At 70.2% G+C, this 18,563-nt stretch carries 18 protein-coding genes and 1 tRNA gene; 13 read left to right on the top strand and 6 right to left on the bottom strand.

Features of this window, described 5'->3' with window-relative positions:
• Positions 1-201: 201 nt before the first annotated feature.
• Positions 202-963 carry an MBL fold metallo-hydrolase gene (locus ACTWQF_RS15965; protein WP_443246236.1) on the top strand — a complete coding sequence of 254 codons (762 nt, stop codon included), beginning with the start codon at positions 202-204 and terminating at the stop codon, positions 961-963.
• Between the two features lie 52 nt (positions 964-1,015).
• On the opposite strand, the gene ACTWQF_RS15960 is transcribed toward ACTWQF_RS15965, so the two are convergent.
• Positions 1,016-2,317 carry a PTS transporter subunit EIIC gene (locus ACTWQF_RS15960; RefSeq protein WP_443280043.1) on the bottom strand — a complete coding sequence of 434 codons (1,302 nt, stop codon included), beginning with the start codon at positions 2,315-2,317 and terminating at the stop codon, positions 1,016-1,018.
• Positions 2,318-2,516: 199 nt separating this feature from the next.
• Between ACTWQF_RS15960 and ACTWQF_RS15955 the strand changes: the two genes are divergently transcribed.
• The 4 genes from ACTWQF_RS15955 (at position 2,517) to rdgB (ending at position 4,901) form a co-directional block, all read left to right on the top strand.
• A complete protein-coding gene (locus ACTWQF_RS15955) occupies positions 2,517-2,801 on the top strand; it encodes a glucose PTS transporter subunit EIIB (protein WP_443280169.1) in 285 nt (94 codons plus the stop codon).
• Between the two features lie 138 nt (positions 2,802-2,939).
• The gene (gene rph, locus ACTWQF_RS15950; RefSeq protein WP_443280042.1) at positions 2,940-3,665 is read left to right on the top strand and encodes a ribonuclease PH; all 726 of its coding nucleotides are present in this window, start codon (positions 2,940-2,942) and stop codon (positions 3,663-3,665) included.
• Positions 3,666-3,826: 161 nt separating this feature from the next.
• Entirely contained in the window at positions 3,827-4,216 is a 390-nt protein-coding gene (locus ACTWQF_RS15945) for a hypothetical protein (RefSeq protein WP_443280041.1), read from the top strand.
• Between the two features lie 67 nt (positions 4,217-4,283).
• The gene (rdgB, locus tag ACTWQF_RS15940; protein WP_443280040.1) at positions 4,284-4,901 is read left to right on the top strand and encodes an RdgB/HAM1 family non-canonical purine NTP pyrophosphatase; all 618 of its coding nucleotides are present in this window, start codon (positions 4,284-4,286) and stop codon (positions 4,899-4,901) included.
• A gap of 45 nt (positions 4,902-4,946) precedes the next feature.
• Here the strand turns inward: rdgB and ACTWQF_RS15935 are convergent.
• The 3 genes from ACTWQF_RS15935 to bcp form a co-directional block, all read right to left on the bottom strand.
• Positions 4,947-5,028: transfer RNA gene (locus tag ACTWQF_RS15935), tRNA-Leu, on the bottom strand.
• 293 nt (positions 5,029-5,321) lie between these two features.
• Entirely contained in the window at positions 5,322-6,788 is a 1,467-nt protein-coding gene (locus ACTWQF_RS15930; RefSeq protein WP_443280039.1) for an MFS transporter, read from the bottom strand.
• A gap of 85 nt (positions 6,789-6,873) precedes the next feature.
• Positions 6,874-7,350, bottom strand: a complete 477-nt coding sequence (gene bcp / locus ACTWQF_RS15925) for a thioredoxin-dependent thiol peroxidase (protein WP_443280038.1) — start codon at positions 7,348-7,350, stop codon at positions 6,874-6,876.
• A gap of 244 nt (positions 7,351-7,594) precedes the next feature.
• Here bcp and ACTWQF_RS15920 point away from each other — a divergent pair, with 244 nt between their 5' ends.
• On the top strand, positions 7,595-7,945 hold the full coding sequence (locus tag ACTWQF_RS15920) for a DUF3618 domain-containing protein (protein WP_443280037.1): 351 nt from the start codon (positions 7,595-7,597) through the stop codon (positions 7,943-7,945).
• A 73-nt stretch (positions 7,946-8,018) separates the two neighbouring features.
• On the top strand, positions 8,019-8,321 hold the full coding sequence (locus tag ACTWQF_RS15915) for a GroES family chaperonin (RefSeq protein ID WP_443246238.1): 303 nt from the start codon (positions 8,019-8,021) through the stop codon (positions 8,319-8,321).
• Between the two features lie 93 nt (positions 8,322-8,414).
• Here ACTWQF_RS15915 and ACTWQF_RS15910 read toward each other — a convergent pair whose 3' ends face one another.
• Complete coding sequence (locus tag ACTWQF_RS15910; RefSeq protein WP_443280036.1) at positions 8,415-10,757, bottom strand: transglycosylase domain-containing protein; 2,343 nt, start codon at positions 10,755-10,757, stop codon at positions 8,415-8,417.
• On the opposite strand from ACTWQF_RS15910, the gene ACTWQF_RS15905 reads away from it, so the two are divergent.
• The 4 genes from ACTWQF_RS15905 (at position 10,756) to ACTWQF_RS15890 (ending at position 14,365) form a co-directional block, all read left to right on the top strand.
• The gene (locus ACTWQF_RS15905) at positions 10,756-11,553 is read left to right on the top strand and encodes a hypothetical protein (protein WP_443280035.1); all 798 of its coding nucleotides are present in this window, start codon (positions 10,756-10,758) and stop codon (positions 11,551-11,553) included. The genes ACTWQF_RS15910 and ACTWQF_RS15905 overlap by 2 nt on opposite strands.
• A gap of 121 nt (positions 11,554-11,674) precedes the next feature.
• Complete coding sequence (locus ACTWQF_RS15900) at positions 11,675-12,481, top strand: ABC transporter permease (RefSeq protein ID WP_443280034.1); 807 nt, start codon at positions 11,675-11,677, stop codon at positions 12,479-12,481.
• A gap of 4 nt (positions 12,482-12,485) precedes the next feature.
• Positions 12,486-13,355, top strand: a complete 870-nt coding sequence (locus tag ACTWQF_RS15895; RefSeq protein WP_443280168.1) for an ABC transporter permease — start codon at positions 12,486-12,488, stop codon at positions 13,353-13,355.
• Positions 13,356-13,399: 44 nt separating this feature from the next.
• Positions 13,400-14,365, top strand: coding sequence for an ABC transporter ATP-binding protein (locus ACTWQF_RS15890; RefSeq protein WP_443280033.1), 966 nt, complete (start codon positions 13,400-13,402; stop codon positions 14,363-14,365).
• A gap of 12 nt (positions 14,366-14,377) precedes the next feature.
• On the opposite strand, the gene ACTWQF_RS15885 is transcribed toward ACTWQF_RS15890, so the two are convergent.
• Positions 14,378-15,676, bottom strand: coding sequence for an SGNH/GDSL hydrolase family protein (locus ACTWQF_RS15885; protein WP_443280167.1), 1,299 nt, complete (start codon positions 15,674-15,676; stop codon positions 14,378-14,380).
• A 362-nt stretch (positions 15,677-16,038) separates the two neighbouring features.
• On the opposite strand from ACTWQF_RS15885, the gene ACTWQF_RS15880 reads away from it, so the two are divergent.
• Both ACTWQF_RS15880 and ACTWQF_RS15875 read left to right on the top strand, forming a co-directional pair.
• Positions 16,039-17,556: a DUF445 domain-containing protein gene (locus ACTWQF_RS15880; protein WP_443280032.1), complete on the top strand. Its 1,518-nt coding sequence runs from the start codon at positions 16,039-16,041 to the stop codon at positions 17,554-17,556.
• Between the two features lie 112 nt (positions 17,557-17,668).
• Positions 17,669-18,538 carry a fumarylacetoacetate hydrolase family protein gene (locus ACTWQF_RS15875; RefSeq protein ID WP_443280031.1) on the top strand — a complete coding sequence of 290 codons (870 nt, stop codon included), beginning with the start codon at positions 17,669-17,671 and terminating at the stop codon, positions 18,536-18,538.
• The last annotated feature ends 25 nt before the right edge of the window (positions 18,539-18,563 follow it).

Raw genomic sequence — 18,563 nt, 5'->3', positions numbered from 1 at the left:
ACGGCGAGGGCCCGGCGGAAAGAGGGAATGCCCCGGCCGCAACGTCCGGCAGCCTCGTACGGCGCTACCCCGGGCTGGTGATTCCGCCCACACCACCGCCCCATCGAGGAGCCACCCCGTCCTGCGCGGCTTACGCTCGGAAGTCCCCTCGTCAACGACATGGGGACCGTCCAGCAGGCCGTCAACGGAGGTTTCCACTCCATGAAGCTCACCGTCGTCGGCTGTTCGGGGTCGTTTCCGTCCACGGAATCGGCCTGTTCGAGCTACCTCGTCGAGGCCGACGGTTTCCGGTTGCTGCTGGACATGGGCAACGGGGCGCTCGGCGAGCTCCAGCGGCACTGCGGCCTCTACGACCTCGACGTGATCGCGCTCAGCCACCTCCACGCCGACCACTGCATCGACATGTGCGGCTACTTCGTCGCCCGCTACTACCGCCACGAGGGCGGCCGTTGCGGCCCCATCCCGGTCCACGGCCCGCCCGGCACCGAGCAGCGGCTCACCACGGCGTACGCCGACACCCCGTCCGACTCGTCGATGAGCGAGGTCTTCAGCTTCCGCACCCTCTCCGCCGGCGGCAGCTTCGATGCGGGCCCGTTCCGGGTGCGTACGGAGCTGGTCGACCATCCGGTGGAGGCGTACGCCTTCCGGGTCGAGCACAAGGAGAGCGGGCGGGTCCTCACGTATTCGGGTGACACCGGCCCGTGCCCCCAGCTCGAACTCGCTGCCCGGGACGCCGATCTGTTCCTGTGCGAGGCGTCCTTCACGGACGGTAAGGAGCAGATCCCCGGTCTCCATCTGAACGGCCGGGAAGCCGGGGAGACCGCCGCCCGGGCCGGCGCCGCCCGGCTGGTGCTCACGCATGTACCGCCGTGGACGGACCCGCAGATCAATCTTCGGGATGCCAAAGCGGTGTTCGCGGGGCCGGTCGAGCTGGCCCGGCCGGGGGCCGTGTACGAGATCTGAGCCCTCCGGTTCGGAACGGACGCAACCCGGAGGCCGGCGCGTACATGTGGAGCTACCGCGTCACCTCGTCCTCGATCTCCTCCGCGAGCTCCTCCGGCTCCCGGCCCGGAGTCTTCAGGTCGAACTTGGAGATCGCAGCGCGGAAGAGCACGTAATAGACCACCGCGAAGCCCAGCCCGATCGGGATGATCAGCCACGGCTTGGTGGCCAGGCTCCAGTTGATGACGTAGTCGATCAGCCCCGCCGAGAAGCTGAACCCGTCATGGACGCCGAGCCCCCAGGTCAGCGCCATCGAGACGCCGGTCAGCAGCACGTGGATGACGTACAGCACCGGGGCGACGAAGAGGAACGAGAACTCGATCGGCTCGGTGACCCCGGTGACGAACGAGGTCAGCGCGGTCGAGAGCATCAGCCCGCCGACCACCTTGCGCCGCTCGGGGCGGGCCGCGTGCGTGATGGCCAGCGCGGCGGCCGGCAGCGCGAACATCATGATCGGGAAGAAGCCCGAGAGGAACTGTCCGGCGCTCGGATCGCCCGCCAGGAAGCGGTTGATGTCGCCGTGCACGACCTCGCCGTCCGGCTTCTTGTAGCTCCCGAACTGGAACCACATGAAGGTGTTCAGGAACTGGTGCATGCCGATCGGGATGAGCGCCCGGTTGGCGACGCCGAAGATGCCCGCACCCCAGGCGCCCAGGTCCGTCATCCACTTCGAGAAGCTGGTGAGCCCGTCACCGATCGGCGGCCACACCCACTGGCACAGCACCGCGAAGACCAGTGCCACGAAGGCCATGATGATCGGCACCAGCCGGCGGCCGTTGAAGAAACCGAGCCAGTCCACCAGCTTCACCCGGTGGAAGCGCTGCCAGAACCACGCCGCCAGCAGCCCGACGACGATCCCGCCGAAGACACCCGGGTTCTGGAAGGCCGCGGCGCCGGCCGCGGTGCCGTCCTTGGCCAGACAGGTGCCCTGCTCGGTGTCGAAGGTGGAACCGGAGGGACAGGTGGGGAACTGCTGAAGGATGTTGTAGTAGACGAGAAAGCCCGCGACGGCGGCCAGCGCGGTCGAGCCGTCCGCCTTCTTGGCCATGCCGATGGCCACGCCCACGCAGAACAGCAGCGGCAGTCCGAGCGCCGAGTCCAGCAGCGCGCCTCCCGCGCCCTGGAAAACCTTGGCGACGTCCGTCCAGCCCAGGCCGTCGTCCCCGAAGATGTCCGGCTGGCCGAGCCGGTTGAGGATGCCGGCGGCCGGGAGCACCGCGATGGGGAGCTGAAGGCTGCGCCCCATCTTCTGCAAGCCCTGGAAGAAGGTGGAGGTCCACCTCCTCCCCGGCCCAGCTGCGGCGTTGGCGCTCACGACCTCCTCCTGACTGGTCGGCCCCTCGTCCGCCGACCGGGCGGCTGACGCATGCTGGTGTAGACCACTAGCGGTGCGGGGCGTGCTCGCCGTACGGCGGCAGGCGTACCCACGTCGCCACTATCCGTCATCATTCGCCAGACAGTGCACCGGCGCTCGCATAGCTGGGCTGATCGTGGGCTAACGTGACAAAAAGCCACTGCGTCAGAGGCGCCCCAGCGTCCACCGGGCGGGAACACAGGAGAAGGACATGGCCAGCAAGGCTGAGAAGATCGTCGCCGGACTCGGCGGGCTCGACAACATCGAAGAGGTCGAGGGCTGCATCACCCGCCTCCGCACCGAGGTCAACGACGCCTCCCTCGTCGACGAGGTCGCACTGAAGGCCGCGGGCGCCCACGGCGTCGTCAAGATGGGCTCCGCGATCCAGGTGGTCATCGGCACCGACGCCGACCCCATCGCCGCGGAAATCGAAGACATGATGTGAGCCTCTGGGGGCGAAGCCCCCAGGACCATGTTCCGCCGCGACGGCGATCAGCCGAGACGGCGAGGGTCCGGCGGCAGTGAAGACGGCCGCAACCACCACGTTCGGCCCAAGCCCCCGGCCAGGGATACGCTCGCACGCATGTCACGTATCGACGGCCGTACGGCCGAGGAGCTGCGACCCGTCACCATCGAGCGCGGTTGGAGCAAGCACGCCGAGGGCTCCGTCCTCGTCTCCTTCGGCGACACCCGGGTCCTGTGCACCGCCAGCCTGACGGAGGGCGTGCCCCGCTGGCGCAAGGGCAGCGGGGAGGGCTGGGTCACCGCGGAGTACGCCATGCTGCCGCGCGCCACCAACACCCGCGGCGACCGCGAGTCCGTACGGGGCCGGATCGGCGGCCGTACCCATGAGATCTCCCGTCTCGTGGGGCGCTCGCTGCGCGCCGTGGTGGACCACAAGGCGCTGGGCGAGAACACCATCGTGATCGACTGCGATGTGCTCCAGGCGGACGGCGGTACCCGTACCGCGGCGATCACCGGTGCGTACGTCGCGCTGGCCGACGCCGTCGCCTGGGCGCAGGAGCGCAAGCTCATCAAGGCCAAGGCCCAGCCGCTGACCGGCACCGTCGCCGCCGTCAGCGTCGGCATCATCGACGGCGTACCGATGCTCGACCTGCGGTACGAGGAAGATGTCCGCGCCGAGACGGACATGAACGTGGTCTGCACCGGTGACGGCCACTTCGTGGAGGTCCAGGGCACCGCCGAGGGCGCACCGTTCGCCCGCGAGGAGCTCAACGGGCTGCTCGATCTCGCCGTCGCGGGCTGCGCCCAGCTCGACGGTGCGCAGCGCACAGCACTGGGCCGCTGAAGGGGAAAGCATTGGGCCGCTGAAGCGGAAAGCAGGCGGGCACCGGAGTCGGTGCCCGGGGAACTTTGCCACCGCTTTACGCGTCTATCCGGGTGCGGGCCGCACGTGTCGTCGAACCGTGCGGTCCGACCAGTCTCGGTTTCAGGGAGGGGGGCGCAGAGGTGCCACGTAGGAAGACCGTCACCACAGCGGCGGCCGTCACGGCCATCGCACTGATCGCACCGATTTTGGCGAGTTGCTCAGCCGTCGACAAGGCGCTGGACTGCGCGAACACTGCCTCGGCTGTTGCCCGTTCGGTCGACGATCTCCAGCAGGCCGTCTCGGACGCGGGTGAGGATCCGACCCAGGCGGACAAGGCCCTGGACCGGATCGACAAGAACCTCAACAAGATCGACAAGGAGACGGACGGCGGTGACGTCGGCAAGTCCGTCTCCCGGCTGCGGGATGCTGTCGACAGCGTCCGCTCCGACGTGGAGGCAGGCCGCACACCACGGACCAAGCCGGTCTCCGACGCGGCCGACGAGCTGACGAAGGTCTGCACCCCGGGCTGAGCGTCGCCCCGCCCGGGGGCCCTCCCACCGACCGTCACCCGTCGGGCGGGCGCGATACTTGGTGGCCATGAGCACCAAGCGCCTGATCCTGGCTACCCGCAACGCCCACAAGGTCACCGAGCTGAAGGCGATCCTCGCCGACGCGGGCATCGAACTGGACCTGGTGGGCGCCGACGCCTATCCCGAGGTGCCGGACGTCAAGGAGACCGGTGTGACGTTCGCGGAGAACGCCCTCCTCAAGGCGCACGCCCTCGCGAAGGCCACCGCGCTGCCCGCGGTCGCCGACGACTCCGGGCTCTGCGTGGACGTGCTCGGCGGGGCGCCCGGCATCTTCTCCGCGCGCTGGGCCGGCCGGCACGGGGACGACGGCGCCAATCTGGACCTGCTGCTCGCCCAGCTCGCCGACATCGACTCCGTACACCGGGGGGCGCACTTCGAGTGCGCCGCGGCCCTCGCACTTCCCGACGGCACCGAACGGGTCGTCAGCGGTCGGCTGCGCGGCACCCTTCGGCACGCTCCCGCGGGCGACGGCGGCTTCGGCTACGACCCGGTCCTCCAGCCCGACGGCGAGACCAGGACGTGTGCCGAGCTCAGCCCCGCGGAGAAGAACGCAATCAGCCACCGTGGCGAGGCGTTTCGGGCCCTCGTTCCCGCCGTACGGGAATTGCTTGGGCTCGCTGGGTAGGGGGTGCCCCTTACTGCCCGTCGCAGGCAACGGGCAGGCCCGCGGTGCGCGAGGGGGGACTCGAACCCCCACGTCCGAAGACACCGGCACCTAAAGCCGTCCCGTCTACCAATTCCGGCACTCGCGCGCGCACGTATCGTACTGCGCCCGCGCCCTGATCCGCCGGGCCGGGGGCGGGCGCTGGGGGCGGATGTCAGAACGTGGGCTGGTTGGTTTCGGCCCGGGCCAAGGCGCGGGCCTCCTCCTCGGTGCTGACCGAGGGCGGTGAGCCCGCGAGCGGCTGCCGCGCCGTCTCCTTCATCAGGTTCCTCCGTGGATACTCCGCGCACCCGTCGGGGCACCGCGCGTGCGCCCCTCACGCACTGCGCCCGCACCCCGGCCGGATGGTCCGGGGTGCGGGCAGGTGGTGGGTGGACGGGGTCAGGCGGTGGTGGGCTCCTTGGTCCCGGTCTCGGTCTGAGTCAGGGCGCGGGCCTCCTCCTCGGTGCTGACCGAGGGCGGCGAGCCCGGCAGCGGCTGCCCCGCGGACTCCTTCATGAAGGCCACGGCGATGATGCCGAGGACGGCCGCGCCCGAGGCGTAGTAGGCCGGGGACAGCTTGTCGCCCGTGCTGTCGACCAGGTACGACATCACCATCGGTGCCGTACCGCCGAAGAGCGAGGTGGACACGTTGTAGCCGATGGACAGGGAGCCGTAGCGCACCTCCGTGGGGAAGAGCGCGGGCAGTGTCGCCGACATGGTGCCCAGCAGACAGACCAGAGGGGCGCCCAGCAGCAGCAGTCCGACGATCACCGCGGCGAAGCTGCCCTGCTGGAAGAGGACGAAGACGGGGATCGTCAGCACGGCGAAGCCCCCCATGCCGGCCATCAGCAGCGGCTTGCGGCCGAAGCGGTCGGCGAGGTTCCCGATCCGCTGGATCACCGCCGCCATCACCACCATCGCGATGATCGCCGCGACCAGCTCCATCGAGTGCTTGTAGTCGAGGGCATCGGTCAGGTAGGCGGGCATGTACGACAGGAGCATGTAGTCGGTGATGTTGTAGGCCGCGACCAGGGCGATGCACAGGAGCAGCATGGGCCACTGCTCGGTGAAGATCGCCGTGAACTTCTTCCGCGGCATGTCCTCCGACAGCTTGGGCCCGTTCGCCTCGGCGGCCTGCGCCTGCTGCTGCTGGAAGGCCGGGGTCTCGTCCAGCTTCGTCCGCAGATACAGACCGACGACCCCGATGGGCCCGCCGATCAGGAACGGGATGCGCCAGCCCCACTCCAGCATCGCCTCGTCGCCCAGCGCGGTGTTCAGCACCAGGACCAGACCGGCGGCTCCGGTGTAGCCGATCAGGGTGCCCAACTCCAGGAAGCTGCCGAAGTAGCCGCGTCGCTTGTCCGGCGCGTACTCGGCGATGAAGGTGGCAGCGCCGCCGTACTCGCCGCCCGTGGAGAAGCCCTGCACCATGCGACAGAGCAGCAACAGGATGGGAGCGGCGATGCCGATCGAGTCGTAGGAGGGGATCAGACCGATACAGAAGGTGCCAGCCGCCATCAGCACCATGGTCAGCGCCAGCACTTGTTTTCGCCCGAGGCGGTCGCCGAGCGGGCCGAAGACCATCCCGCCCAGCGGCCGGATCAGGAAGGAGGCGGCGAAGGCGGTGAAGGAGGCCAGGAGCTGAGTGCTGCCGTCCCCGGGGAAGAAGACCTTTCCGATAGTGACCGCGAGATACGCATAGATCCCGAAGTCGAACCATTCCATGGCGTTGCCTACAGCAGCGGCCCTGGTGGCGCGCTTGACCGTCGCCTCGTCCGTGACCGTGATGTCGCTACTGCGGACTTCATCATTCCGCTTGTGCGCAGCCGGGTCATCGTCGTGGGGCTGCTGAACCTCGTTGTTCATTCCCCATGCGTAACACCCGCCCCACTACGCGCATTTGGCCTCTTCAGGTAATCCACCTCGTCCTCCACAAGCCATCACATCAGGATCACCGCGAAGCCAGCCCAAGATCCTTGATGAGCTTGGCCACATGCCCGGTCGCCTTCACGTTGTAGAGCGCCCGCTCGACCTTGCCCTCCTCGTCCACGATCACCGTGGAGCGGATGACGCCGGTGACGGTCTTGCCATACAGCTTCTTCTCGCCGAAGGCGCCGTACGCCTCCATCGTCTCCTTGCTCGGGTCGCCGACGAGGGTGACCTTCAGCGACTCCTTCTCGCGGAACTTCGCCAGCTTCTCCGGCTTGTCCGGGGAGACTCCGATGACGTCGTAGCCCTGACCGGCCAGCAGTTCGAGGTTGTCCGTGAAGTCGCACGCCTGCTTCGTGCAGCCGGGGGTCAGGGCCGCCGGGTAGAAGTAGACGATCACTTTGCGGCCCCGCCGGCCGGACAGCGAGACGTCCTTGCCGTCGGCGTCGGGCAGCGTGAAGTCGGGGGCGGTGTCGCCGGGTGCGAGTCGTGGGCTCATGAGGGCTCCTTCGGTGCCGTGTATTTCCTCCGGTGGCCGCCGCGGTACGCGCCAGTAGTGCTGTACTTGTCCGTAGTGGATCCGTGGTGGACTCACTCCGAAGTGGCGGCGGGGCCGAACCCGCCCGAGCGTAGCCAACGGCCGCCGATCGGGGGTGCCACAGGGCGGCGGCAGCGGCAAGCTGACAGGATGGCCGCTGACACACACGGTAGGACGCAGGACTGACAGCGACGGAGGCAGCTCGGTGCCGGAAGCCAGGACCCCCGCGGACATCGAGGCGGACATCATCCGCAGGCGGCAGGACCTCGCCGCCGCGCTGGACGAGATCGCCGTACGCGTTCATCCGAAGACCATCATCGGGGACGCCAAGGCGAAGGCGGCCGCCGCGGTGGACCGCACCGCGGGGCGCGCATACGTCGTCGCCAACCGTACGGTCTCCGATGTGCGGGCCCAGTTCGTCGGCGAGGACGGCACCCCCCGGCTGGAGCGGGTCGTGCCAGCCGCAGTGGTGGCCGTCGCTCTGGTGGGTGCCCTCGCGCTCACCTCCCGGCGCAAGCCCGCCGGCCGTCGCCGGGCTCGCCGCCGCCACCACTGAGGCGCTGAGATACGGTCTTCCGGTGAGCCCAAAGACCCCTGCATCCGCGCACGATGACAAACTGCCGATCCGCATGCTGCACGACCGCGTGCTCGTACGGACCGACACCAGCGAGGGCGAGCGCCGCTCCTCCGGCGGCATCGTGATCCCCGCCACGGCGGCCGTAGGACGCAGGCTGGACTGGGCCGAGGTGGTCGCCGTCGGCCAGAACGTCCGGACGGTGGAGCCCGGAGACCGGGTGCTGTACGACCCGGAGGACCGCGCCGAGGTCGAGGTACGGGGGGTTGCGTACGTCCTGATGCGCGAGCGCGACCTTCACGCCGTCGCGGCGGAGCGGCTTCAGGACACCGCCGACTCGACGGGTCTGTATCTGTAGCGAACCTTCATGGAGGCGCCCTCCTTTCCGCCGTCGCGGCGGAAAGGAGGGCGCTTTGGCGAGAGGGGGCGCCGCCCAGGGCGCCCTCTCGGGCTACCAGCGGCGGACCGCGGGGGCGCCGCCGTTCCAGGCGCTGCCCGGATCACCGTTGGTGTCGCCGCCCGGATCACCGTTGGCGCCGCCGGGGTCGCCGCCGGGGTCGCCGCCCGGGTCACCGCCGGGGTCGCCTCCGTCCACCCCGCCGATCTCCGGGATGCTCGGCCCCGGGGTGGACGGCGGCGGGGTGGTCGGCGGCTCGGGTGTCGAGGGCTCGTCGGTCGGCTGCTCGGTCTGGGACGGCTCCTCGCTCGGCTCGTCCGACGGCGGCTTCGTCGTCGGCGCTGAGCTCGGCGGCTGGGTGCCCGGCACGTTGCCGTTGCCCGCCGTGTCCAGGTCGAAGTCCTTGACCGGGCGGCCCTCCAGCGCCTTCTTCGTGTAGGCGCCCCAGATCTCCGCCGGGTAGCCGCCGCCGTTGACGCGCGCCTGGCCGCCCGCCCCGTACAGCGGCTCCTGGACGGCCGTCTTCGGGTTCTGGCCCATCACCGAGATGACGGTGGCCAGGTCCGGTGTGTAGCCCGCGAACCAGGCGGCCTTGTCCTCCTCGGCGGTACCGGTCTTGCCGGCCGCCGGACGGCCGGCGGACTGCGCCGCCGTACCGGTGCCGCCCTGGACGACGCTGCGGAGCGTGGCCGTGGTGGAGTCGGCGGCGGCCCGGGTGACGGCTTGCTTGGACTCCTCGTCGGGCAGGTTGACGACCTCACCGCCGCGGGTGGCCTTCTGCACCAGGCTGTAGTGGCCGTGCTTGCCGTGGTTGGCGAGCGTGGCATACGCCTCGGCCATGTCGAGCGGCGAGGCCGTGGTGACGCCGAGCGCGATGGAGCCGTCCGGGGTGAAGTTGGGAACGCTCTCGGGCACACCCAGATCGACCGCGGTCTCCTTGACCTTCTTGGGGCCGACGTCGATGCCCATCTGCGCGAAGACGCTGTTGACCGACTTGTCCATGGCGGTCGAGACGGGAATCTTCCCGTAGGAGCGCTGGTCCTCGTTCTCGGGCGCGTAGCCGGTGCCCTGGCCGTTGCTGACGACCTCGCGCTTGTTGGTGCCGTCGTAGATGGTGTTCGCGCGGATCGGCTGGCCGGCCTGGGTGGTGGACTTGTGCTGGATGGCCGCGGTGAACAGGAACGGCTTGAAGGTGGAGCCGACCTGGTAGTCCCGGCGCGTGGCGTTGTTCGTGTACTGCTTGGTGTAGCCGATGCCGCCGTACATCGCGACGACCTTGCCGGTCTTCGGGTCCACCGAGGCGCCGCCCGCGCGGACGTACTTGTCGACCTTGCGGTTCTTCTTGTCCAGCTGGGACATCAGCTGCTTGTCGACCGCGTCGCGCATGGCCTTCTGCTTCTTCGGCTGGAACGTCGTGGTGATCCGGAACCCGCCGGCCGCCAGCCGCTGCTCATCGATGATCTTGTTGTTGATGAGGTAGTTCTTGACCGCCTCGACCAGATAGCCGCGCTCGCCGGACATGTTCCGCGGCGGCTTGACCCGGTCCGGCTCGGGGAACTTCATCCCCGCGCGGTCGCTCTTGCTGAGCCAGCCCTCCTTGACCATGCCGTCCAGCACGTAGTTCCAGCGGGCGACGGCGCGGTCCTTGTTCTCCGGGTGGGCACGGGTGTCGTACGCGTTGGGCGAGTTGACCAGCGCGGCGAGGTACGCGCCCTCGGCCGGGGTCAGCTTGCTGACGTCCTTGCCGTAGTAGGCGTGCGCCGCCGACTGGATGCCGTAGGCGTTCCGACCGAAGTAACTGGTGTTGAGGTAGCCCTGGAGGATGTCGTTCTTGCTGACCTCGTTGTCCAGCTTCAGCGCGATGAAGAACTCCCTCGCCTTACGGGTGACCGTCTGGTCCTGGCTCAGGTAGTAGTTCTTCACATACTGCTGGGTGATCGTCGAACCCGACTGGCGCTCCCCGCCGGTGACCATGTTCCAGCCGGCGCGGGCCATGGCCTTCGGGTCGACCGCGGACTCGTTGTAGAAGTCGCGGTCCTCGGCGGCCAGCACCGCGTGCTGTGTCTCCTTCGGCACCTGTCCGAGCGTGATGTTCTCGCGGTTGATCTCGCCGTCCCGCGCGATCTGGCTGCCGTCCGCGTACAGGAAGACATTGGTCTGCGCCGACGCGGCGTCGTTCGGAGGCGGGATGCTCACCAGCAGATAGCCGGCGACCAGTGCGCCCGAGACCAGCAGGACGAACAGCAGGAGGCCGCCCAGCACCATCCGCCAGGTGGGCAGCAGCCGGCGCCAGCCGGTACGGCGGCGCTTCTGCTTCTTCAGGGCCTTCGCGGCCTTCTTGTCCGCCTTGGACTTCTTGGCCTTCTTACCGTCGGCCGCGGCGGGACTGTTCTCCATGAGGCTGCCGCTCTCCTCGGGTGGGGGGCTGCCCCCCGCCGGGGCCTGCCCCACGGGCATGGCGGCGGTCGCGGCCGGTCCGGCCGGTGGTGGCGGGGTTGGCTGCTGGGGCGGGGTGGGTGCGGGCTTCCCGCTGGGCGCGGGCTTCTCCGACGACGCCTGCGGCGATGACGCTTGCGGCTCGCTCGGCGCGGGCTGGTCGGGCGCGGTGGGGGGCTTGCTCGGCGCGGGCTGCTTCGGCGCGGATATGGAGCGCTCGCCGGGCGCGCTCGGGGCACTCGGCGTGCTCGGGGCACTCGGCGTGCTTGAGGTACCGGCCGCGCTCGGGGCACTCGGCGTGCTGGAGGTACCGGCCGCGCTGGAGGTACCGGCCGCGCTCGGGGTACTCGGCGTGGCAGGCCGCTCGGGGGAGCCGTTTCCCTCCCGCGAGGCGTTCCCCTCGCGGGGGCCGTTCTGCTCCCGTGAGGCGTGCTGTTCCCGGGAGCTGTTCCGCTCCGCGGAGCCCTGCTCGGTGGACCCGGCGCTCTGTCCGGCGGCCCCCGTTCTCTCCGTACTCTTCCCGGGAGTCCCCGCGCTCTCCTCCGGCGCCCCCGCGTTCTCCCGGGGGGCCGCAGCGGGCTTCCCCGTGGGGGGCTGCTCTGGCGGGCCGTCCGACTCCGGCTCCCGGCCTTCGGCGTCGCTGTTCGGCTCGTCACTCATGTTTGCAGGGACTCCTCGTCCAATGGCGGGCGATGCTGGTACGCCCCGTAGAACACTGTCGCACCCTCCGTACCGGAGAACGCCCTCGGGGCCGTAGCCCGGCCCGGTGGATATTCGGTGGTCGCCCACCAGGCCCGTGAGCTAGGCTCGCTGGCTTCGCTCGCGCACGGTGCTCGCACGGAAGTGCTACTGGGAAGACGGTAGAGGGGCTCGAAAGGATGCATCTGCTCCGTCTCAATTTCGCCGTAGCCGTCAGCGGCTTCCGGCGCTACGCCACCTACCGCGTCGCCACGGCGGCCGGCGTCTTCACCAACACCGTCTTCGGCTTCATTCTCGCCTATACGTTCATCGCCTTGTGGCACGAGCGTCCCCACCTCGGCGGCTACGACCAGAGCCAGGCGCTGACCTTCGTGTGGATCGGGCAGGCGATGCTGGCCAGCGCGGCGCTGATGGGCGGCGGTTTCCAGGACGAGTTCCACGAACGGATCAGGAACGGCGACGTCGCCATCGATCTCTACCGGCCGATCGACCTCCAGCTGTGGTGGCTCGCCGCCGACCTGGGGCGGGCCGCCTTCCAGCTGCTGGGGCGCGGACTGGCACCGCTTGCCGTCGGTGCCCTCGCCTTCGATCTGGCGCTGCCGGCCTCCCCCTGGGCATGGCTGACGTTCCTGCTCGCCGTCCTGCTGGCCATCGTGGTCAGCTTCGCGCTGCGCTATCTGTTCGCGCTGTGCGGCTTCTGGCTGCTGGATGCGACCGGTCTCAACGCCCTGTCCACCCTGCTGAGCCTGTTCTTCTCCGGGATGCTGCTGCCGCTGACCGTCTTCCCCGGCGCCTTCGGCGATGCGGCGCGCCTGCTGCCGTGGTCCGCGACGCTCCAGGTGCCCGCCGATGTGCTGCTGGGCACCCACCACGGCGGGACGGCGGCGGGGCTCGCCTTCCAGGCGGGGTGGGCGCTGGTGCTGCTGTTCGCGGGGCGGCTGCTCCAGACCGTCGCGACCCGCAAGGTGGTGGTCCAGGGTGGCTGACGAAATGGCCGACACCATCCCGCGGTCCGGGCTTCCTCCGGGAGGCGCCCCCGTTTCCGCGCTGGGCCGCGTGGCCTGGGGGCTGCGGGCCTACGGCTTCATCGTGGCGATGTGGGTGCGCTCGACGATGACGTACCGGGCCTCGTTCGTGATGATGCTCGCGGCCAACTTCGTGACAACCTTCCTCGACTTCGCCGCCATCATGATCATGTTTGCGCAGGTCGACGCGCTGGGCGGGTTCACGCTACCCGAGGTGGCCTTCCTCTACGGCACCTCCTGCGTCGCCTTCGGCCTGTCCGACCTGCTGCTGGGCACGGCGGAGCGGGTCGGCCGCCGGGTGCGCGACGGCACCATGGACGTGCTGCTGACCCGGCCCGTCCCCGTCCTCATCCAGCTCGCCGCGGACCGCTTCGCGCTGCGCAGGCTGGGGCGGGTCATCCAGGGTTCGCTGGTGCTGGGCTGGTCCGTGGCCCGGCTGGAGCTGGAGTGGACGCCGGGCAGGATCGCGCTGGTGGGTTCCATGGTGCTGTGCGGTGCCGCCATATTCGGCTGCATGTTCGTCCTCGGTGGCGCCTTCCAGTTCTGGGCGCAGGACGCCTCCGAGGTGCAGAACGCCTTCACCTACGGCGGTACGACGCTGCTCCAGTACCCGCCCACCGTCTTCGGCAAGGAACTGGTGCGCGGCGTGACGTTCGTGGTGCCGCTGGCCTTCGTCAACTGGCTGCCGGCGCTGCATGTGCTGGGCCGGGACGATCCACTGGGCCTGCCGGGCTGGGCCGACTTCGCCGCACCCGCCGTCGCGGTGCTGTGCTGCGCCGTGACGGGCCTGGTGTGGCGGGCGGGGCTGCGCGCGTACCGCAGCACAGGAAGCTGAACGACAGCGCAGGAAGCTGAACGAGAAGAAGGGACGCAGAAGCCGTGGGTGACGCGGACGGCGGGTTCATCGACGTACGGGATCTGACCAAGACCTTCACCGTGCGCCGCAGGAGCGGCCTGCTGCGCCGTACGGCCACCCAGGTGCGCGCGGTCGACGGCATCTCCTTCGCCCTGCGCCGCGGTGAGATGACCGGGTTCATCGGGCCCAACGGCGCCGGAAAGTCGACCACCATCAAGATGCTCACCGGCATCCTCACCCCCACCGGCGGGCTGCTTCGGGTCGCCGGGGTGGACCCGTGGCGGGAGCGCACCACGCTGGTGCGGCGCATCGGCGTCGTCTTCGGACAGCGCACCACCCTGTGGTGGGACCTGCCGCTGCGCGACTCCTACGGGCTGGTCCGCCGTATGTACCGCATCCCGCGGGCCCGCTTCGAGGAGAACCTGGCGCGCTGCGTGGAGCTGCTGGAGCTGGGCGATCTGCTGGACGTGCCGGTACGGCAGCTCTCGCTGGGGCAGCGGATGCGCGGCGACATCACCGCAGCGCTGCTGCACGATCCGGACGTGCTCTATCTGGACGAGCCCACGATCGGCCTGGACGTCGTCAGCAAGGCCCGGGTGCGCAGATTCCTGCTGACCCTCAACTCCGAACAGGGCACCACCGTGCTGCTGACCACCCACGACCTGAGCGACATCGAGCAGCTGTGCAGGCGGGTGGTGGTCATCGACCACGGCCGCCTCATGTACGACGGCCCCCTCGCCGGCCTCCACGAGGTGGGCCGCGGCGAGCGCACCCTCGTGGTCGACCTGGAGCGGGAACTGCCGCCCATCGAGGGCGTCGCGGGCGCCCGCACGGTCCGTACGGAGGGGCCGCGTCAGTGGCTGGCCTTCCCGGCCTCCGCCAGCGCAGCCCCGCTGGTCTCCCAGCTGGCTGCGGAGTACCCGCTGGTGGACCTGTCCATCCGCGAACCGGACATCGAGGACGTCATCGCCCGCATGTACGCGGGCTGAACCGCCGACCCCTCACAGCTTGGCGGGGCGTGCGCCCTTCAGCGTCTTCAGGTCGAGGGCCTGCGCCATCGCCTGGTAGCCGTTGTCGCTCGGGTGCAGATGGTCGCCCGAGTCGTACGCCGCGCGCAGCCGCTCGGGGTGCGCGGGATCCCGCAGGGCGGCGTCGAAGTCGACCACGTCGTCGTACACCTTCCCCTTCCGGATCTCGGCGTTGACGGCCTGTCGGACGGCTTCCATCCGCGGGTTGTAGCCGCGGTGCCCGCCGAAGGGGGTGAGCGTGGCGCCGACGACGCGCAGCCCCCGGGTGTGCGCCTGGCGCACGATGTCCCGCAGGCCGTTCACTATCCGCTTGGGATCGCGCTGCCGGGGCGGTTTGATGATGTCGTTGAGGCCCATCTCCACGACGACGACCTTCACCCCGGTGCGGGAGAGCACGTCCCGGCTCATCCGCGTCAGCCCGCTCGGCCCGTTGTTGGGCGAGAACTTGCTGCCGTCGACCAGGACGCGGTTGCCGCTGATGCCCGAGTTGACGACGCTCAGCCGGGGCGCGTCCCGCTCGGTGCGCAGCCGCTCGGCGAGGAAGTCGGTCCAGCGCCGGTTGGCGCCGGGGCTGGAGGTGATGCCGTCGGTGATCGAGTCGCCCAGCACCGCCACCGCGCCCTGGGTCTCGGAGCTCCACACGTCCACCGCGGAGAGGTAACGCCAGTACGGGCTCTGCTGGTTGAAGGCGGTGCCCGAGGTGTCCTCGGCACGGTCGCCCTCGGCCACATAGCTGGTCTGCCGTGCGTACGGGTGATAGGTCACAGGCCCGGAGGGGGTGGGCGAGTAGGTGGTGACCAGCAGGTCTGCGGCGTGCGGCACATTGAGCCGTACCGCGTCGCTGGTGACCTCGCCGCCGGCCGGGATGGTGACCGAGGGCTTGTTGCCGAAGGTGAGGCGGCGCATGCTGCCGGCCGCGGCCGTGGGATTGCTGGGGGCCGCGGCAAGGGCGACGCTCGCGTGGGTGATGGTCAGCGGGCGGTTGCCGAACAGGTTGGAGAGCTGGACGCGGGCGCCCGTGCCGCCCACCGAGGTGTGGACGACGTTCCTTATCGACATGTTCGCGAAGCCGTCCCTGGTGCGCGGTTCGGCCGCCGCGGGCGCCGCCGACCAGGTGCCGACCCAGTTGCCCGAGGAGGCGGGCGCCGCGGAGTTACGCGCCTGGGGCGAGTCCTCGTCCAGCCCGTTGCCGTTGTTGCCCGCTCCGATGAATATCGCGGTCGAGACGAGGACCACGATCGCCGCCAGTCCGGCGAGCAGGGCATAGCCCATGTTCCTGGTCACGCGCGATGGTTCTCCTCGGGCTGCACGGAGCCCGCGGCTCCGGGTGGTCTGCGGTGCCATGATCCCACGATCTGGGCACAGCGCCCTTGCGGGGGCCGTACGCCGGACGGGCAGTCGGTGGGTGGTTCCCCCGGCACCTGGTCCTTGCTCATGTTGTTTCTCTGCTGCCGCTCACACAGACGCGGAAGACCCTCGGTCCGTTCCACTTGATGCCCGGGGAGGGAGAATGTCCCTCCCCGTACTCGTCGGCGGGCGGGGGCGGGTCCGGCGCCACCGGTGGTCGAGGGCCCCGCGAATTCCGTCGGTATCCAGGGCGTGGCCAGGGGCGATTCAGGGGGAGGGTGGAGCGGATGGAACGGACTACCGAGGGCGAGCGGCCCGCACGTGAGGATGCCCACGTGAGAGCGATCACACGCGCCCGTGCCGCATCCCGGCAACTCACCGGAACCGGGGGCGGGTCATTGGGCCACTCGGGTGCCGGGGGCGCCGAGGGCGCAGCGGGTACCGCGGATGCGTCCGGTGCTGCGGGCGGCGCGGGTGGGGCGGGCGGCGCGGGGGGTGCCTCCGGTGCCTCCGGGGGCTCGGCGCCGCGCGGGCCGGGTGGTGTCGGCGGCTTCACTCCCGCGGACGAGGAACGCCGGCGCGGGGTGCGGCGGATGAAGACGATCGCCACCGGCGCGCTGTTGCTGATGGCCACCGTCTTCGCGCTGACCAAGTGGGCGGAGCACGCGGGTGCGGGTCCCTGGACCGGTTACGTCGCGGCTGCCGCCGAGGCCGGGATGGTGGGCGCGCTGGCCGACTGGTTCGCGGTCACGGCGCTCTTCCGGCATCCGATGGGGCTGCCGATCCCGCACACTGCGATCATCCCGACCAAGAAGGACCAACTCGGGCAGAGCCTCGGGGACTTCGTCGGGGAGAACTTCCTCTCCGCCGGCGTCGTACGCGACCGGCTGCGTGCCGTCGGCATCAGCAGCAGGCTCGGAGCCTGGCTGGCTCAGCCCGATCACGCCGACCGGGTGACGGCCGAGCTGTCCACCGCGCTGCGCGGCGCGCTCACCGTGCTGCGGGACTCGGACGTCCAGGCCGTCGTCAGCGAGGCGATCACCCGCCGGGCCACCGCCAAGGAGGTGGCGCCGGGGCTCGGCACGCTGCTGGAGAAGATCGTCACGGACGGCGGCCACCGCCGGGTCGTCGACCTGGTGTGCACCCGGGCCGCCGAGTGGCTGCGTGAGCACGGCGACTCGGTCATGGGTGCGGTCGCGGGGGGTGCGCCGGGCTGGACGCCGAAGTTCGTGGACCGGAAGGTCGGCGAGCGGGTCTACCGCGAACTGCTGCGCTTCGTCACCGAGATGCGGGACATGCCCGACCACCCCGCGCGGGGCGCCGTCGACCGTTTCCTGACCGACTTCGCCGCCGACCTCCAGTCCGACCCGGACACCCGCGCCCGGGTGGAGCGGCTGAAGAACGAGACGCTGGCCCGCGACGAGGTGCAGGACCTGATCGCCTCGGTGTGGGGTGCCGTACGGGACATGCTGGTGGCCGCCGCCGAGGACGAGCGCAGCGAACTGCGGATCCGGGCCCGGGCCGCGCTGCTGTCGCTGGGCGGCCGGCTGGCGGCCGACGGGCGGTTGCGGTCCAAGGTGGACGGCTGGATCGAGGGCGCCGCGGTGTATCTGGTGACCACCTACCGGGAGGAGATCACCTCGCTGATCTCGGAGACGGTCGCCGGCTGGGACGCCGGGCACACCTCGAAGAAGATCGAGGCTCATATCGGCCGGGACCTCCAGTTCATCCGGATCAACGGCACGGTGGTCGGCTCGCTGGCCGGGCTGGCGATCTACACGGTGGCCCGGCTGTTCGGAGTGTGAGTCCCACCGCGGTTCCGTGGCACGAAAGCTACGGTCCAGTACGTGAACGCTCTCTTGTGGTTCTGAACGCCCTCTTGGAGGATCAGCTGATTCGCCTGGGAGGGAGAGTCACGTGAAACTGCTCCGCGTCGGACCCGCGGGAGCCGAGCGCCCCGCGCTGCTGGACGAGGACGGAACCCTGCGCGATCTGTCGGGGATCGTCCCGGACATCGACCCTGACCTGCTCGCCGATAGCACCGCGCTCGGCCGGGTACGGGAGGCGGCCGCCGCCGCGAGGCTGCCGGAGATGGCGGCGGACGGCGAGCCCGAGGGGCTGCGGACCGGGCCGCCACTGGCCCGGATCGGCAAGATCGTGTGCATCGGGCTGAACTTCCACGATCACGCCCGGGAGACCGGGGCCGCGGTGCCCGAGGAGCCCATCGTCTTCATGAAGGCGCCCGACACCGTCGTCGGCCCCAACGACACGGTGCTGATCCCGCGTGGCAGCCAGAAGACCGACTGGGAGGTCGAACTGGCCGTCGTCATCGGCCGCACCGCCCGCTATCTGGACTCCCCCGAAGAGGCGCTGGCCCATGTCGCCGGGTACACGGTCGCCAACGACGTCTCCGAGCGGGCCTTCCAGATCGAGCGCGGCGGCCAGTGGGACAAGGGCAAGAACTGCGAGACCTTCAACCCGCTGGGCCCCTGGCTGGTGACGGCCGACGAGGTGCCCGACCCGCAGGCGCTCGCCCTGCGGCTGTGGGTCAACGGCGAGTTGCGGCAGGACGGCACCACCGCCGATCAGATCTTCCCCGTCGCCGAAGTGGTGTGCTACCTCAGCCACTTCATGACGCTGTATCCGGGGGACGTGGTGTCCACCGGCACCCCCGCCGGCGTCGCCATGGGCATGCCCGAGCCCAAGCCGTATCTGCGTGACGGCGACGTCGTGGAGCTCGAAATCGCGGGGCTCGGCCGCCAACGCCAACTCATGAAGTCCGCCTGACGCTTTGCCTGCGCCTCCGCCCCCC

Source organism: Streptomyces sp. 8N114, from assembly GCF_052245835.1.
Lineage (GTDB): Bacteria > Actinomycetota > Actinomycetes > Streptomycetales > Streptomycetaceae > Streptomyces.
Note: the sequence above shows the minus strand (reverse complement) of the source record. Positions and strands in the feature narration are given on the sequence as shown.

Excerpts from the sequence above, each read along its gene's own strand:
- ACTWQF_RS15965 (WP_443246236.1), top strand. The coding sequence starts at position 202 with ATGAAGCTCACCGTCGTCGGCTGTTCGGGGTCGTTTCCGTCCACGGAA.
- rph (WP_443280042.1), top strand. The coding sequence starts at position 2,940 with ATGTCACGTATCGACGGCCGTACGGCCGAGGAGCTGCGACCCGTCACC.
- rdgB (WP_443280040.1), top strand. The coding sequence starts at position 4,284 with ATGAGCACCAAGCGCCTGATCCTGGCTACCCGCAACGCCCACAAGGTC.
- ACTWQF_RS15930 (WP_443280039.1), bottom strand. The coding sequence starts at position 6,788 with ATGAACAACGAGGTTCAGCAGCCCCACGACGATGACCCGGCTGCGCAC.
- bcp (WP_443280038.1), bottom strand. The coding sequence starts at position 7,350 with ATGAGCCCACGACTCGCACCCGGCGACACCGCCCCCGACTTCACGCTG.
- ACTWQF_RS15915 (WP_443246238.1), top strand. The coding sequence starts at position 8,019 with ATGCTGCACGACCGCGTGCTCGTACGGACCGACACCAGCGAGGGCGAG.
- ACTWQF_RS15905 (WP_443280035.1), top strand. The coding sequence starts at position 10,756 with ATGAGGCTGCCGCTCTCCTCGGGTGGGGGGCTGCCCCCCGCCGGGGCC.
- ACTWQF_RS15910 (WP_443280036.1), bottom strand. The coding sequence starts at position 10,757 with ATGGAGAACAGTCCCGCCGCGGCCGACGGTAAGAAGGCCAAGAAGTCC.
- ACTWQF_RS15900 (WP_443280034.1), top strand. The coding sequence starts at position 11,675 with ATGCATCTGCTCCGTCTCAATTTCGCCGTAGCCGTCAGCGGCTTCCGG.
- ACTWQF_RS15895 (WP_443280168.1), top strand. The coding sequence starts at position 12,486 with ATGGCCGACACCATCCCGCGGTCCGGGCTTCCTCCGGGAGGCGCCCCC.
- ACTWQF_RS15885 (WP_443280167.1), bottom strand. The coding sequence starts at position 15,676 with ATGGGCTATGCCCTGCTCGCCGGACTGGCGGCGATCGTGGTCCTCGTC.
- ACTWQF_RS15880 (WP_443280032.1), top strand. The coding sequence starts at position 16,039 with ATGGAACGGACTACCGAGGGCGAGCGGCCCGCACGTGAGGATGCCCAC.